Annotated in this window: 12 protein-coding genes; 9 read left to right on the forward strand and 3 right to left on the reverse strand. The window is 69.3% G+C overall.

From position 1 onward, the window contains the following. The first annotated feature begins 152 nt into the window (after positions 1–152). Both BJ987_RS15680 and BJ987_RS15685 read left to right on the forward strand, forming a co-directional pair. A complete protein-coding gene (locus tag BJ987_RS15680) occupies positions 153–785 on the forward strand; it encodes an HD domain-containing protein (protein ID WP_209890110.1) in 633 nt (210 codons plus the stop codon). Positions 786–900: 115 nt separating this feature from the next. Continuing rightward, complete coding sequence (locus tag BJ987_RS15685; protein ID WP_209890112.1) at positions 901–1,578, forward strand: NADPH-dependent F420 reductase; 678 nt, start codon at positions 901–903, stop codon at positions 1,576–1,578. Between the two features lie 69 nt (positions 1,579–1,647). Here the strand turns inward: BJ987_RS15685 and yaaA are convergent, their stop codons facing one another. Continuing rightward, positions 1,648–2,391 carry a peroxide stress protein YaaA gene (gene yaaA / locus BJ987_RS15690; protein ID WP_209898466.1) on the reverse strand — a complete coding sequence of 248 codons (744 nt, stop codon included), beginning with the start codon at positions 2,389–2,391 and terminating at the stop codon, positions 1,648–1,650. Between the two features lie 102 nt (positions 2,392–2,493). Here yaaA and BJ987_RS15695 point away from each other — a divergent pair, with 102 nt between their 5' ends. The 3 genes from BJ987_RS15695 (at position 2,494) to BJ987_RS15705 (ending at position 6,957) form a co-directional block, all read left to right on the forward strand. Continuing rightward, positions 2,494–4,242 (forward strand): proline--tRNA ligase, encoded by a 1,749-nt coding sequence (locus tag BJ987_RS15695; protein WP_209890115.1) that lies wholly within the window; start codon positions 2,494–2,496, stop codon positions 4,240–4,242. Between the two features lie 127 nt (positions 4,243–4,369). Further along, positions 4,370–5,056, forward strand: coding sequence for a maleylpyruvate isomerase family mycothiol-dependent enzyme (locus BJ987_RS15700; RefSeq protein WP_209890118.1), 687 nt, complete (start codon positions 4,370–4,372; stop codon positions 5,054–5,056). A gap of 149 nt (positions 5,057–5,205) precedes the next feature. Then, positions 5,206–6,957, forward strand: coding sequence for an acyl-CoA dehydrogenase family protein (locus BJ987_RS15705; protein ID WP_209890121.1), 1,752 nt, complete (start codon positions 5,206–5,208; stop codon positions 6,955–6,957). Positions 6,958–7,247: 290 nt separating this feature from the next. Here BJ987_RS15705 and BJ987_RS15710 read toward each other — a convergent pair whose 3' ends face one another. Together BJ987_RS15710 and BJ987_RS15715 are read right to left on the reverse strand one after the other, a co-directional pair. Then, positions 7,248–7,682 (reverse strand): ferritin-like domain-containing protein, encoded by a 435-nt coding sequence (locus BJ987_RS15710; protein ID WP_209890124.1) that lies wholly within the window; start codon positions 7,680–7,682, stop codon positions 7,248–7,250. Further along, a complete protein-coding gene (locus tag BJ987_RS15715; protein ID WP_307869627.1) occupies positions 7,679–8,299 on the reverse strand; it encodes a hypothetical protein in 621 nt (206 codons plus the stop codon). The genes BJ987_RS15710 and BJ987_RS15715 overlap by 4 nt, the downstream gene beginning before the upstream one ends. A gap of 193 nt (positions 8,300–8,492) precedes the next feature. Here BJ987_RS15715 and rimP point away from each other — a divergent pair, with 193 nt between their 5' ends. The 4 genes from rimP to infB all read left to right on the forward strand — a co-directional run bounded on the left by rimP (position 8,493) and on the right by infB (position 13,750). Further along, complete coding sequence (gene rimP / locus BJ987_RS15720; protein WP_209890127.1) at positions 8,493–9,122, forward strand: ribosome maturation factor RimP; 630 nt, start codon at positions 8,493–8,495, stop codon at positions 9,120–9,122. Then, positions 9,119–10,147: a transcription termination factor NusA gene (nusA, locus tag BJ987_RS15725; protein WP_209890130.1), complete on the forward strand. Its 1,029-nt coding sequence runs from the start codon at positions 9,119–9,121 to the stop codon at positions 10,145–10,147. The genes rimP and nusA overlap by 4 nt, the downstream gene beginning before the upstream one ends. Positions 10,148–10,248: 101 nt before the next feature. Next, entirely contained in the window at positions 10,249–10,623 is a 375-nt protein-coding gene (locus tag BJ987_RS15730) for a YlxR family protein (RefSeq protein ID WP_209898472.1), read from the forward strand. 109 nt (positions 10,624–10,732) lie between these two features. Beyond that, a complete protein-coding gene (gene infB / locus BJ987_RS15735; RefSeq protein WP_209890133.1) occupies positions 10,733–13,750 on the forward strand; it encodes a translation initiation factor IF-2 in 3,018 nt (1,005 codons plus the stop codon). Positions 13,751–13,875: the final 125 nt, after the last annotated feature.

A 13,875-nucleotide genomic window follows, 5' to 3' on the forward strand; every position in this document is an offset into this window, starting at 1 on the left:
ATGTCCTCCGCGGCACCAGTTCTCGATGCCCCCACGTTGCTGCGGCCACAGTACCCAGCCCCGCCGCGGGCCGCATCCCAATTATCGGCCGGTGGTGAAATCCACAGCGATTCGGCATTGTCGGCGCTCCGCCGCCGGACCAGACTGGGCGGATGGGAGGACAGGTAGATCAGGATGTGCTGGCGCGGTGGGTGCGGTTGGCGGGTGCGGGGGCCGAGCCGGTGGGCGCCGATCTGGTGCGTCGCTACCGCGAGCCGCATCGGCGTTATCACACGGTCGAGCACCTGGCGATGATGCTCGGCGTCATCGACGAGCTCGCCGCCGACGCGGCGGACCCGGACGCGGTGCGCTACGCCGCGTTCTTCCACGACGCGGTCTATGCCGTGGACCGGCCCGACAACGAGGAACGCAGCGCGGAGCTCGCCGAGGACGTGCTCGGAAAGCTCGGTGCCGCACCCGATCTCGTGCGCGAGGTGGGCAGGATCGTCCGCCTCACCGCCGCACACGACCCGGCGGCCGGGGACCGGAACGGTGCAGTCCTGTGCGACGCCGACCTGGTGATCCTCGCCGCCGACGCACCCGGCTATGCCGCTTACACGGCCGCCGTCCGAGCCGAATACCAGCACGTCCCCGACGATCTGTTCCGTGCCGGGCGCGCCGCCGTCCTCCAGGGCTTGGCTCGGCAGCCGCGCCTCTTCCGGACGCCCACTGCCAGGGCGCGTTTCGAAGCGGCCGCCCGCACCAATCTGGCTACCGAACTGGCGGCGCTCACGGCCGCGCGATAGCCCGGAAATCGCCTGAGCGGCACCAACTTCCGATTCCGTCATACCGCGAACGGAACCGCGCGCCGGAATTAATCTCCGAAGGAACACAGCCACGATGCTCGGAGTTGGAGCGGACATGACAACGCTTGGTTTGATCGGCAGCGGACGCATCGGCGGCACGGTGGCGCGGCTCGCCGTGGACGCCGGACTCGAAGTGGTACTGAGCAATTCGCGCGGTCCCGAAACCCTCGCCGACCTGGTGGCCGATCTCGGTTCCCGGGCCCGCGCCGCCACCGCGGCAGAAGCCGCCGAAGCCGGCGACCTCGTGGTCGTCACCACGCCGTTCCGGGTCTACCGCGACGTGCCGGCCGCTCCGCTGTCGGGCAAGGTCGTGCTCGACACCACCAACTACAACGCCGAGCGCGACGGCACGATACAGGAAATCGAAGACGGCACCGTCACCAACAGCGAACTGGTGCAACGGCATCTGTCCGCCTCGAAGGTCGTCAAAGTGTTCAACACCATCTTCTTCCCGCACCTGGCCGCCCTGCCCCGGCCCGCCGGCGCCGCGGACCGCTCCGCCCTGCCCATCGCGGGCGACGACACCACCGCCAAGACCAGCGCCGCCGCCTTCCTCGACACCCTCGGCTTCGACACCGTCGACATCGGCCCGCTCGCGGAGTCCTGGCGGCTGCACCCCGGCACCCCCGCCTACGGCACGCCCTACGCCGCCGGTACGCCCTTCTGGGAACACGACGCCAGCCCGGCCGGCACCGCCGCCATCCGCGCCGCCGTCGAAAAAGCCACCCGCTGAGCGGCACCTCGAAAGCCTTTCGCGCACGAGCTCGGTGCTTCGTGGCCGGTCGGCATCGGGTGCGAAACCTCAGGTGAGGATGAGCAGTTCGGTGGGGGAGGCGATTTCGGTGCGCAGACCGGACTTTTCGGCGACTCGGGCGACCCCCTTGATGTCGGTGGGGTCGGCCCGCGTCATAACCAGGGCGCGGGCGAGCAGGCCCTTGTGGTGTTTGTTGAAGTGACTCACCACCGTCCGGGATCCGTCGGGATGTTCGGTCAGCACGTTGGCGGTGACGGCTCCCGGGACACGGCCGAGTTGCTGGTAGGTCCCGGAGCGCAAGTCGATGACGAGCTCGCCCGCGGCTTCGGCCACCAGCGCCTCGGGGAGGCAATCGCGCCAGAGGGCCGAGAGCGTGGGCAATCCGGGGAGTTTGGAGCCGCCGGAGAGCCGGTAGGCCGGGATGGGGTCGCCGGCGCGGATCGCGCCGAACAACGCCGAGCCGATCCCGAGGCGGGCGTAGGCCTTCTCGCGCTGTGCTTTGCTGAACGCTTTCGCGTCCAGCGCGTCGTAGAGAACCCCTGTGTAGCGCTCCAGCGCGGGGCGGGTGGGGGAGGTGCGCAGCGCGGCGTTGCGGGCGATCTCGACGTCAGCCCCCTTGCCGAGGGCGAGGGCCTTGCGGGTGGCGTCGGGGTCCTTGGCGAGCTCGATCAGCTCGGTGACCAGCTTGTCGCGCACCGCGGTGAGCTGCGGCATCGCGAGCCCGGCGAGATCCAGGGGTGCGCCCGCACCACCGTCGGACTTGGTTTCGGAGGGAGGCAGCAGCACCAGCACGAGCGGATACGGTACCGGCGCGCGCGGCGGCGGTGGTTCGGGCACGCCTGAATCGGTAATGCGTTGGAGGCATCGATCGGCCAGCGACTACGCTGAGCACCCGTGATCACCCGCCTCTCCCAACTGTTCCTGCGTACCCTGCGCGACGATCCCGCCGACGCCGAGGTGCCCAGCCACAAACTGCTCGTCCGCGCCGGATACGTGCGCCGCGTCGCCCCGGGTGTGTACTCGTGGCTGCCGCTGGGCTTGCGCGTGCTGCGGGAAGTGGAGCGTGTGGTCCGCGAAGAAATGAACGCCATGGGCGCGCAGGAGATCTCGCTGCCCGCACTGCTGCCGCGCGACCCGTACGAGACCACCAACCGGTGGACCGAATACGGCGACGCCCTGTTCCGGCTGCAAGACCGCAAGGGCGCGGACTACCTGCTCGGTCCCACCCACGAGGAACTGTTCGCGCTCACCGTGAAGAGCGAATACAACTCGTACAAGGATCTGCCCGTCTCGCTCTACCAGATCCAGACCAAATACCGCGACGAGGAACGCCCCCGCGCGGGCATCCTGCGTGGCCGCGAGTTCATCATGAAGGACTCCTACTCCTTCGACCTCGACGAAGCGGGCCTGAAGGCCTCCTACAACGCGCACCGCGAGGCCTACCAGCGCATCTTCGACCGCCTCGGGGTCAAGTACGTCATCGTGGCCGCGACCTCCGGCGCCATGGGCGGCAGCGCGTCCGAGGAGTTCCTGGCCGACAGCCCCGTCGGCGAGGACACCTATGTGGTGTGCCGCGAATCCGGTTACGCCGCGAACGTCGAGGCCGTGATCACCCCCGCGCCCGCGGCTCAGCCGGTCGACGGGCTGCCCGACGCGGTGGTGCACGACACCCCGAACACGCCCACCATCGCGACCCTGGTCGACTGGGCCAACGAAGCGGGCATCTACGGTCGTCCCGTCACCGCCGCCGACACCTTGAAGAACGTCATGGTGAAGCTGCGCCACCCGGACGGCAAGGCCGAGATCGTCGGCATCGGCATCCCCGGCGACCGTGAGGTCGACGACAAGCGGCTCGGCGCGTCCGTCGAACCGGCCGAGGTCGAACTGCTCACCGACGAGGACTTCAAGGCCAACCCGTTCCTGGTCAAGGGCTACATCGGCCCGAAGGCGCTGCAGGACAACGGCGTTCGCTACCTGGTCGATCCGCGCGTGGCCACCGGCACCAGCTGGATCACCGGCGCCGATACGCAGGGCAAGCACGTGGTCGGCCTGGTCGCGGGCCGGGACTTCACCCCCGACGGCACCATCGAGGCCGCCGAGGTCCGCGACGGCGATCCGTCGCCCGACGGCCGCGGCACCCTGGTCGCCGCCCGCGGCATCGAGATCGGCCACATCTTCCAGCTCGGCTACAAGTACACCGACGCCTTCGAGGTCGACGTGCTCGGCGAGAACGGCAAGCCGGTCCGGCTGATCATGGGTTCCTACGGTGTCGGCGTCTCCCGCATGGTCGCCGTGATCGCCGAACAGCAGCACGACGAGAAGGGCCTGCGCTGGCCCGCGGAGATCGCCCCGTTCGACATCCACGTCGTCATCGCGAACAAGGACGACGCCGCCCGCGCCGGCGCGGAACAGGTTGCCGCGGGCCTGGATTCCCACGGCCTCGAAGTTCTCTTCGACGACCGCACCGCCTCGCCGGGCGTCAAGTTCAAAGACGCCGAACTCCTCGGCATGCCGTGGGTGCTCGTCATCGGCCGCGGCTGGGCCGAAGGCAAGGTCGAGTTGCGCAACCGCTTCACCGGCGAAGCCGAAGAACTCCCGGCGGATTCCGCCGTCGACGCGGTTCTCGCCAAACTCCGCGGCTAGGCACCGACGCCGCCCCGGGCTGTACCTCGGCACCGGGCGCGGTCGGCCGGGGCCGGAGTGCGTCGAAGATGGTGTGGTGGAGGCTGTTTCCCGCGCGTCCGATGCCGAGATGCGATTAGATCGGGGTATGGCACCTGACGAGTATCTGGCGTTGTTGCGGGCCGAATTGGACGCGTTCGGCACCTGCGTCAGCGGGGAGTTGGACGCACCGGTCGAGCATTGCGGCGACTGGACGCTGTATGACCTGATCAATCACGTGGGTGTGGGGAATCTGTGGGTGGTGGCCGCGGTGCGGGAGCAGCGGCGTGACTACCAGGCCCCCGACGGACCCAAGGACCCTGCCGCGGTGAAGGATTGGTACGCCGAGACGGCGGACGCGCTGGTTTCCGCCCTCGACGCCGACCCGGATACGCCCGCCTGGACCTTCGCTCCGCCGCACACCGTCGGCTTCTGGCGGCGTCGTCGCTGGCTGGAGACCCTGGTGCACCGTTTCGACGCCGAGCACGCCCTCGGCATCGACAGCCGGATCGAGCCGGCGCACGCCGCGGACGGGATCGCCGAGGTCATCGAGGTGTTCGTGCCCCGCATGGTGAAGCGCGGGCTGGCCGCGGCGCCCAGCCACGCGGTCCGGCTTTCCGCGATCGACACCGGCGGCTCCTGGGTGCTCGGCCCCGGCGATCCGGTCGCCACCGTCAGCGGCCCGGCGGCCACGCTGTTCCTGGCGCTGTGGAATCGAGTTCCGGCGACGCGGCTGTTCTGGTCCGGTGACGTCGCCACCGCCCGCGACGTGCTGAAGGGTCCGCTGGTTCCGTAGCGCGGCGGCGCACTTTCCGGGGGCGGTGCCCGCCCGCCGCTGGTCGGCGGCACCGCCCGCAGACCTACGGTTCCGTAGGTGGAATCTGCAGGTCAGCGGTTGATCACACCTCGCCCGCGCTGCTGTTACCCGCTGGTAAGTTAACCGGCATGACGAGCACCGACCCGCTGTTGTTCAACCCGGCGACCTACGACCCGGCGCACTTCGATCCCGAGACCCGTCGCCTGTTGAAGGCGACCATCGAGTGGTTCGAGTCGCGGGGCAAGGCGCAGCTGCTCGCCGACGACGCGCAGGCCACCTGGGTTTCCGACTTCCTCGAGTTCGTCAAGGAAGAGAAGCTCTTCGCGACCTTCCTCACCCCGGCCGCCTACGCCGACGGTGACGAGAACCGGCGCTGGGACGCCGCCCGCAACGCCGCGCTCTCGGAGATCTTCGGGTTCTACGGCCTCGCGTACTGGTACGCCGAGCAGGTCACCATCCTCGGCCTGGGCCCGATCTGGCAGAGCGACAACGAGATCGCGAAGCGCAAGGCGGCCGCCGACCTGGCCGACGGTCAGGTGATGGCCTTCGCGCTGTCCGAGCAAACGCACGGCGCCGACATCTACAACACCGACCTGGTGCTCACTCCCACCGAGCCGGGCAGCGCCGACCACGAAGCCGGAATCCTGTTCCGCGCCAACGGCGAAAAGTACTACATCGGCAACGGCAACGTCGCCAGCATGGTCTCGGTGTTCTCCCGCCGCGCCGACCTCGAAGGCGCCGACGGCTACGTCTGGTTCGCCGCCGACAGCCGGCACGAGAACTACCACCTGATCGGCAACGTGGTGCACCAGCAGATGTACGTCTCCACCTTCCGGCTGGAGAACTACCCGGTGCGCGCCGAGGACATCCTGCACACCGGCCCGGAAGCCTTCTCCGCGGCGCTGAACACCGTCAACGTGGGCAAGTTCAACCTCTGCCACGGCGGCGTCGGCATGGTCGAACATTCCTTCTACGAAGCCATCACGCACGCCAACAACCGGATCCTCTACGGCAACCCGGTGACCGCGTTCCCACACGTGCGCAACAACTTCGTCGACGCCTACAGCCGCATGGTCGCGATGAAGCTGTTCAGCGACCGCGCCATCGACTACTTCCGCACCGCCAGCCTGGAAGACCGTCGCTACCTGCTGTTCAACCCGATGACCAAGTCGAAGGTGACCTCCGAGGGCGAGGTCGTGATGACCCTGCTGCTGGATGTGCTGGCCGCCAAGGGATTCGAGAAGAACACCTACTTCAACGAGGTGCAGCGCCTGATCAGCTGCCTGCCCCGGCTGGAGGGCACGGTGCACGTCAACGTGGGGCAGATCCTCAAGTTCATGCCGAACTACCTGTTCAACCCGAAGGACTACCCGGAGGTCGGCACCCGTCAGGACGCCGCCGACGACGCGTTCTTCTGGCGGCAGGGTCCCGCGCGCGGCGCCGGCAAGGTGCAGTTCGCGGACTGGACTCCGGTGTACGAGAAGCACTCCGAGGTTCCGAACGTGGCTCGCTTCTACGAGCAGGCCCAAGCGCTGCGCGCCCTGCTGCTGCACGCCGCGCCGGACGAGGCCCAGCAGCGGGATCTGGACTTCATGCTGACCATCGGACACCTGTTCTCGCTGGTGGTCTACGGTCAGCTGATCCTGGAGCAGGCCGCGCTCACCGACCTGGACCGTGACCTGCTGGATCAGATCTTCGACTTCCAGATCCGCGACTTCAACGGCTACGCCACCACGCTCTACGGCAAGCCCTCCACCACCGCGGCCCAGCGCGAATGGGCCGTCGGCGCACTGCGCACCCCGCTGGCCGATCGGGACCGCTTCGACCGCGTCTGGAACCAGGTGGCTTCCTACGACGGCGCCTACGAGATGCGGGGGTAGCCGGGACGACACCTCGCTGCGCTCGGCTTTCGTCCCGGCTACCGGTGTCCGAGTGGCACCGGGGGCGCTTCGCTTCCCCGGTGCCGCGCTGCTTCCGGTCGTGGCGCACTGTTCCCCGGTCGTGGCGCGCTGTCCCTGGTCCTGCCGACTGTCCCTGGTCGTGGCGCGCTGGTCCTGGTCGTGGCGCGCTGGTTCCGGTCGTGCCGCACTGGTCCTGGTCGTGCCGCACTATTCCCCGGCCGTGCCGCGCTGGTCCCGGTCGTGCCGCCGTGCTCGGGTTCGGGGAATCGTCAGGACTTGCCCGGGAACGCGATCGTCGGCGGTTGGGTGCCCAGGATCGCCTGCCAAGTGGCTTGGCGCACAGCCGATTCGGTGAGCGCGTCGATCCCGATGCGGCGCACGTCCGCGGCGTCGGCGCGCTCGACCACGGCCCGCCACGCGACGGCGCAGTCGTTTTCCACGGTGACCGCGAGCTTCGCCGCCGGAATCGGATCGTCCACCGGGAACGGGGTGGTGTACGCGGCGTCCGGGGCGGGCACGGCCACACCGGCGACCTTCAGGGCGTCGATCGTCGAGTCCCGCCGAGCCCGGTGCGCGGCAACGTATTCCGCGACCAGCCGGGACCGATCGGTATTGGCGTAGGCCGCGATCACGCCGTAGGCGTACACCGCGGCGTACTCGGCGTCGAGCGCGTCGAGCAGCGCCTGCTGCTGGCCGGTCGTCATGCGAGCAGCACCCCTACTTCGGTGGCGCAGGACGCGCTGATGGACGCGAGCAGTCCCGCGCGGTAGCCGGACAGTGCCCGCGCCAGTTCGGCCGCCGCCTGCCGGGACCGGCCGAGCTGTTCGCCGAGCTGCTCGAGACTCATCGGCGCCGCCGGCGGCGCCTGCGTACCGGTCGTCCCGCCGGGGGCCGCCGCTCCGGAGGGTGTGGCCGCGGCGCGGGTCCGGGGCACCGGAGTGGTCCCGTCACCGTAAACGCCGATGACACGGTCGATTTCGGCCTGCAATGCCTCGGCATGCGCGGTGCGTTCGGCGGCGATGGCGGTCAGTGCGCTCTGTTTCTGCGGTGCCAGCGCGATCGCGGCGGTCGCGGCGGCGGCATCGGCCTTGGCCGAGCTGACCTGTGCGGCAAGTGGATCCGGCGCCTGTAGCGGCTCCTCGCCGCAGGCCGTGCTCGCGCCGAGCGCGAGCGCCCCGAGGGCGCCGCCACCGGCCAACCGGAATGCGGCGCGGCGGGTGAAGGCAGTGCCCGGGGACGGCAGGAGACGAAGCCGGTGGGGTGGGTAAGTAGAGTGGCCGGGCGAGCACCCGGCAGGCGGGGCGAGGAGGCGGATGGGCACGGCACCATCGTGCCAGATTCGATCTTCCGGTCCGGTGGCGGCGCGGGCGCGCCGACTGGGTGACCACGCGTGTGATGCACCCAGCAAACTTGCCTACGGTAGCTGGTCCTTTACACTCTCCGAGCGCGTTACGCTAGATCTTCGGTACATAAACTTTCTCCCCTCGTCACAACTGAACCAGGAGCCGCCCCAGATGCCGATGCCGACCGAGGAAAGGGTGAGCCAGCTAGTAGCTGGGCTCGTCGAACGCCGAGGGCTCGACCTCGAGGGCGTTGAGATCGCCACTGCCGGACAGCAAAACGAGGCGGGCGATCCGGGTCAGTATCGGGTCAAGATCGTCGTCGACAGTGACGCGGCGGTCGATCTGGACGCCGTCGCCGCACTGAGCAACGAGATCTCCGAGGCACTCGACGCGGCGGGCGATTTCGGCGAGACGGCGTACCTGCTGGAAGTCACCACCCCGGGCATCAACCGTCCGCTCACCGCGGACCGGCACTGGCGGCGCGCGCAGGGCCGCAAGGTCCGGGTCAAGCTACGCGCGGACGCGACCTCACCGGACCCCGCCGGGGCAACCAAGTTCGAAGCCCGCGTCGGCCGGCTGGACGGCGAGCGGATCGCACTGGTGCTCGGAGGCAAAGCCAAACCGCGCCTGGCGACGGTGCCGCTGGCCGATATCGCCGAGGCCGTGGTCCAGGTCGAGTTCAACCAGCCCGGCGCCGAAGAATTGGAGCTCGCGGGCGGCATCGCACCCGGCAAGCCGCTGCCCGGTTCCGAACCCGAAGACCTCTCATCCGAATCAGCATCCGAAGGGATCGTGGAATGAACATCGAAATCGAAGCCCTGCGCGCGATAGTCGCCGACAAGGGGATCTCGATCGAGACGGTGATCTCCGCGATCGAGTCCGCGCTGCTCACCGCCTACCGGCACACCGAGGGGCATCAGCCCAACGCGCGCATCGACATCAACCAGAAGACCGGCAACGTCCGCGTGATGGCGCGCGAGCTCGACGCCGACGGCAACGTCATCTCCGAATGGGACGACACCCCTGAGGGTTTCGGCCGGATCGCGGCCACCACCGCGCGCCAGGTCGTGCTGCAGCGGCTGCGCGACGCGGAGAACGAGAAGTCCTTCGGCGAGTTCTCCACGCACGAGGGCGACATCGTCGGCGGCGTGGTGCAGCGGGACGCGCGTGCCAACGCCCGCGGCACCGTGGTGGTCCGCATCGGCAGCGAACTGCACGGCACCGAGGCGCTGATCCCGTCGGCCGAGCAGGTGCCGGGGGAGACCTACGAACACGGCGATCGCATCAAGGCCTATGTCTACGGCGTCTCGCGGGGTCCGCGCGGTCCGCAGATCACGCTGTCCCGGACACACCCGAATTTGGTTCGCCGCCTGTTTGCCCTCGAGGTACCCGAGATCGCCGACGGTTCGGTCGAGATCGTCGCGGTGGCGCGCGAGGCGGGGCACCGCTCCAAGATCGCCGTGCGCTCCACCGTGCCCGGCGTCAACGCCAAGGGCGCGTGCATCGGTCCGATGGGCCAGCGCGTGCGCAACGTGATGAGCGAACTGGCCGGGGAGAAGATCGACATCATCGACTGGGCCGAAGATCCGGCGACCTTCGTCGGTAATGCGCTGTCCCCGTCGAAGGTGGTATCGGTCACCATCGTCGACCCGGAGGCGCGCGCCGCCCGTGTCGTGGTGCCCGACTTCCAGCTGTCGCTGGCGATCGGCAAGGAAGGCCAGAACGCCCGCCTCGCGGCGCGTTTGACCGGGTGGCGCATCGATATCCGCAGCGACGCCGCCCCCGACATGGGCGAAGGCGTGCGGTCGGAGGCGCAGCGCGGTTGACCGGAGCGCACGAGGAAGGCGGCAACCCGGCCGTGTTTTCCCAGGAATCGGGTCGCCGGGATGGCAGCTCGGCAACTTCCGCGGGGGCGGAGTTCGTCGTTATGACCGGGTCGGCGGTAGAGTGGTCTCAGGTTCAGCGCGAGCCTTCGGTTCCTTTGCACGAACGCACCAATGAGAAGACCCTTCGGGTGGCTCCGGTGCGCACATGTATCGGGTGCCGGAAGCGCGAGTTGGCCGTCGATCTGTTGCGGATCGTGGCGCAAGATCGGGAATCGGATGACGGATCCCGTATCGTCGCGATCGTTCCCGATCCGCGGCGCAGACTTCCCGGGAGGGGTGCCTGGTTGCACCCCCTTTCGTCTTGTCTGAGCACGGCAGAGCGACGCCGAGCATTCGGCAGAGCACTACGAGTGTCCGGACATCTGGATATCTCAGCCCTGGAGCATTACCTCGAGAACAGGCACGAGCACTCATGAGCACACCGTGAAGTACCAACGATGAACGTCCATCGGAGATAACCCGAGGTCGTGCGGGCCGCCGTCCCCTGAAACGGCGGGGCTGCTCGACCTCATGTAGAGGAGAGCAGTGGCAGGCAAGGCCCGCGTGCACGAGTTGGCTAAAGAGCTCGGTGTCACAAGCAAAGAACTACTCGCGAAGCTCAAGGAGCAGGGCGAGTTCGTGAAGTCGGCGTCCTCGACGGTGGAAGCACCCGTCGCACGTCGTCTGCGCGAGTCGCTGGCGGCGAAGAGCGCCCCCAGCACCGAATCCAAGTCCGGGTCCAAGCCCGGCCCCGCTTCGTCGGCCAAGCTGGCCGCGAAGCCCGCACCGGGCGGTCCGCGCCCGGGTCCCAGGCCCGCGGCACCGGCTCCGGCCGCCGCCGCTCCGGCGGCTCCCGCCGCCGAAACCTCCGCGGCTCCGGCTGCCGCGACGCCGGCCCAGGCCGCTCCGCGTCCGTCCGAGGGCGCGCGCCCCGGTCCGGCCGTGAAGCCGGGTCCGGCCCAGACTCCGGCCGCTCCGGCGGCCGAAGCCCCCAAGACGGCGCCGGCTCCGGCCGGTCCCCGTGCCACGCCCGCGGCCGCCCCGCAGCCGGGTCAGCAGCAGCGTCCCGCTGCCGCGGCCCCCGCGGGTCCGCGTCCGGGTGGCCCGAAGCCGGGTCCGAAGGCCCCGCGCGTCGGCAACAATCCCTTCTCCTCGGCTCCCGAGCGTGAGCGTGCGCCGCGTCCGACTCCCGGTCAGGGCGGTCCCCGCCCCGGTCAGGGTCAGGGTGGCCCGCGTCCCGGTCAGGGTCAGGGCGGTCCCCGCCCGGGTCAGGGTCAGGGCGGTCCGCGTCCCGGTCAGGGTCAGGGCGGTCCCCGCCCGGCCGCTGCCCAGGGTGGCGGCGCTCGTCCCGGCGGCCCGCGGCCGAGCCCCGGCTCGATGCCGCCGCGGCCCAATCCCGGTGCCATGCCTGCTCGTTCGGCCCGTCCGGGTCCGGGCGGTGCCGGTGCGGGTCGTCCCGGTGGTGGCGCAGGTCGCCCCGGTGGCGGTGCCGGTCGTCCCGGTGGCGGCGGTGGCGGTGGCTACCGCGGCGGCGGTGCGGGTGGCGGCACGGGTGCTCCCGGTGCCGGTGCTCCCGCGGCCGGTGGTTTCCGTGGACGTCCCGGTGGCGGCGGCGGTCGCCCCGGTGGTCCCGGTGGCCGTGGTGGTGCGGCCGGTGCGTTCGGTCGTCCCGGTGGCGCTCCGCGTCGTGGCCGTAAGTCGAAGCGGGCGAAGCGCGCCGAGTACGAGTCGATGCAGGCGCCCGCCGTCGGCGGCGTGCGGCTGCCCCGCGGCAACGGCGAGGTCATCCGCCTCGCTCGCGGTGCCTCGCTGTCGGATTTCGCGGAGAAGATCGACGCGAACCCGGCTGCCTTGGTGCAGGCCTTGTTCAACCTCGGCGAAATGGTCACCGCGACCCAGTCGGTGAACGACGAGACCCTCGAGCTGCTCGGCGGCGAGATGAACTACGTCGTGCAGGTCGTCAGCCCGGAGGACGAGGACCGCGAGCTGCTCAGCTCGTTCGACCTCACCTACGGCGAGGACGAGGGCGACGAGTCCGACCTCGAACAGCGTCCGCCGGTGGTGACCGTCATGGGTCACGTCGACCACGGTAAGACCCGACTGCTCGACACGATCCGTAAGGCCAACGTCCGTGAGGGCGAAGCCGGCGGCATCACCCAGCACATCGGCGCCTACCAGGTGCTGACCTCGCTGGACGGCAACGAGCGCCTGGTCACCTTCATCGACACCCCGGGTCACGAGGCCTTCACGGCCATGCGTGCCCGTGGCGCCAAGGCCACCGACCTCGCGATCCTGGTAGTCGCCGCCGACGACGGCGTCATGCCGCAGACGGTGGAGGCCATCAACCACGCCCAGGCGGCCGATGTGCCGATCGTGGTCGCGGTCAACAAGATCGACAAGGAAGGCGCGAACCCGGACAAGATCCGGCAGCAGCTGACCGAGTACGGCCTGGTGGCCGAGGAATACGGTGGCGACACCATGTTCGTCGACATCTCGGCCAAGCAGGGCACCAACATCGACGCACTGCTCGAAGCCGTCCTGCTCACCGCGGACGCGGCGCTGGACCTGCGGGCCAATCCGGACATGGACGCGCAGGGTGTCGCCATCGAGGCGCACCTGGACCGTGGCCGTGGCCCGGTGGCGACCGTGCTGATCCAGCGCGGCACGCTGCGGGTCGGCGACTCGATCGTGGCGGGCGACGCCTACGGTCGTGTGCGCCGCATGGTCGACGAACACGGCGAGGATGTCGACGCGGCGCTGCCGTCGCGGCCCGTCCAGGTCATCGGCTTCACGTCGGTGCCCGGCGCGGGTGACAACCTGCTCGTGGTCGACGAAGACCGGATCGCTCGCCAGATCGCCGACCGCCGCAATGCGCGTAAGCGCAACGCACTGGCCGCGCGTTCCCGCAAGCGGATCAGCCTGGAAGATCTGGATGCCGCCCTGAAGGAGACTTCGGAGCTCAACCTGATCCTCAAGGGCGACAACTCCGGCACCGTGGAGGCGCTGGAAGAAGCCCTCATGCAGATCCAGATCGACGACGAGGTGCGCTTGCGGGTCATCGACCGCGGTGTCGGTGGCGTCACCGAGACCAACGTCAACCTGGCCTCGGCCTCGAACGCGATCATCATCGGGTTCAACGTCCGCGCGGAGGGCAAGGCCACCGAGCTGGCCAACCGCGAAGGCGTGGACATCCGGTACTACTCGGTGATCTACCAGGCCATCGACGAGATCGAGAAGGCCCTCAAGGGCATGCTCAAGCCGATCTACGAAGAGGTCCCGCTGGGCCGCGCCGAGATCCGCGCGATCTTCCGTTCGTCGAAGGTCGGCAATATCGCCGGCTGCATGGTCACCTCGGGTTCGGTCAAGCGCAACGCCAAGGCGCGCTTGCTTCGCGACAATGTCGTGATCGCCGAGACCGTGACGATCTCCTCCTTGAAGCGTGAAAAGGACGACGCCACCGAGGTCCGCGAGGGCTTCGAATGCGGTTTGACGTTGACCTACAACGACATCAAGGAAGGCGACATCATCGAGGCCTACGAGATGCGCGAAAAGCCGCGCGACTAGTAGTTCTCGCAGTTGAGACGGCGACGGTTCCGACCTCCCCCCGTGGTAAAGGGGCCGTCGCCGCTGGACAGTGGTTCGCACCGCGAGCCTGAACGCCGCGCCTCCCGGGCGCAACAAGTCTCCGG

The sequence above is a fragment of the Nocardia goodfellowii genome (assembly GCF_017875645.1).
Classification (GTDB): Bacteria; Actinomycetota; Actinomycetes; order Mycobacteriales; family Mycobacteriaceae; genus Nocardia; species Nocardia goodfellowii.

What these genes read in the sequence shown, in the direction of transcription:
- BJ987_RS15680 (WP_209890110.1), top strand. Translation starts at nt 153, where the DNA reads ATGGGAGGACAGGTAGATCAGGATGTGCTGGCGCGGTGGGTGCGGTTG.
- BJ987_RS15685 (WP_209890112.1), top strand. Translation starts at nt 901, where the DNA reads ATGACAACGCTTGGTTTGATCGGCAGCGGACGCATCGGCGGCACGGTG.
- BJ987_RS15700 (WP_209890118.1), top strand. Translation starts at nt 4,370, where the DNA reads ATGGCACCTGACGAGTATCTGGCGTTGTTGCGGGCCGAATTGGACGCG.
- BJ987_RS15705 (WP_209890121.1), top strand. Translation starts at nt 5,206, where the DNA reads ATGACGAGCACCGACCCGCTGTTGTTCAACCCGGCGACCTACGACCCG.
- BJ987_RS15710 (WP_209890124.1), bottom strand. Translation starts at nt 7,682, where the DNA reads ATGACGACCGGCCAGCAGCAGGCGCTGCTCGACGCGCTCGACGCCGAG.
- rimP (WP_209890127.1), top strand. Translation starts at nt 8,493, where the DNA reads ATGCCGATGCCGACCGAGGAAAGGGTGAGCCAGCTAGTAGCTGGGCTC.
- nusA (WP_209890130.1), top strand. Translation starts at nt 9,119, where the DNA reads ATGAACATCGAAATCGAAGCCCTGCGCGCGATAGTCGCCGACAAGGGG.
- BJ987_RS15730 (WP_209898472.1), top strand. Translation starts at nt 10,249, where the DNA reads ATGACCGGGTCGGCGGTAGAGTGGTCTCAGGTTCAGCGCGAGCCTTCG.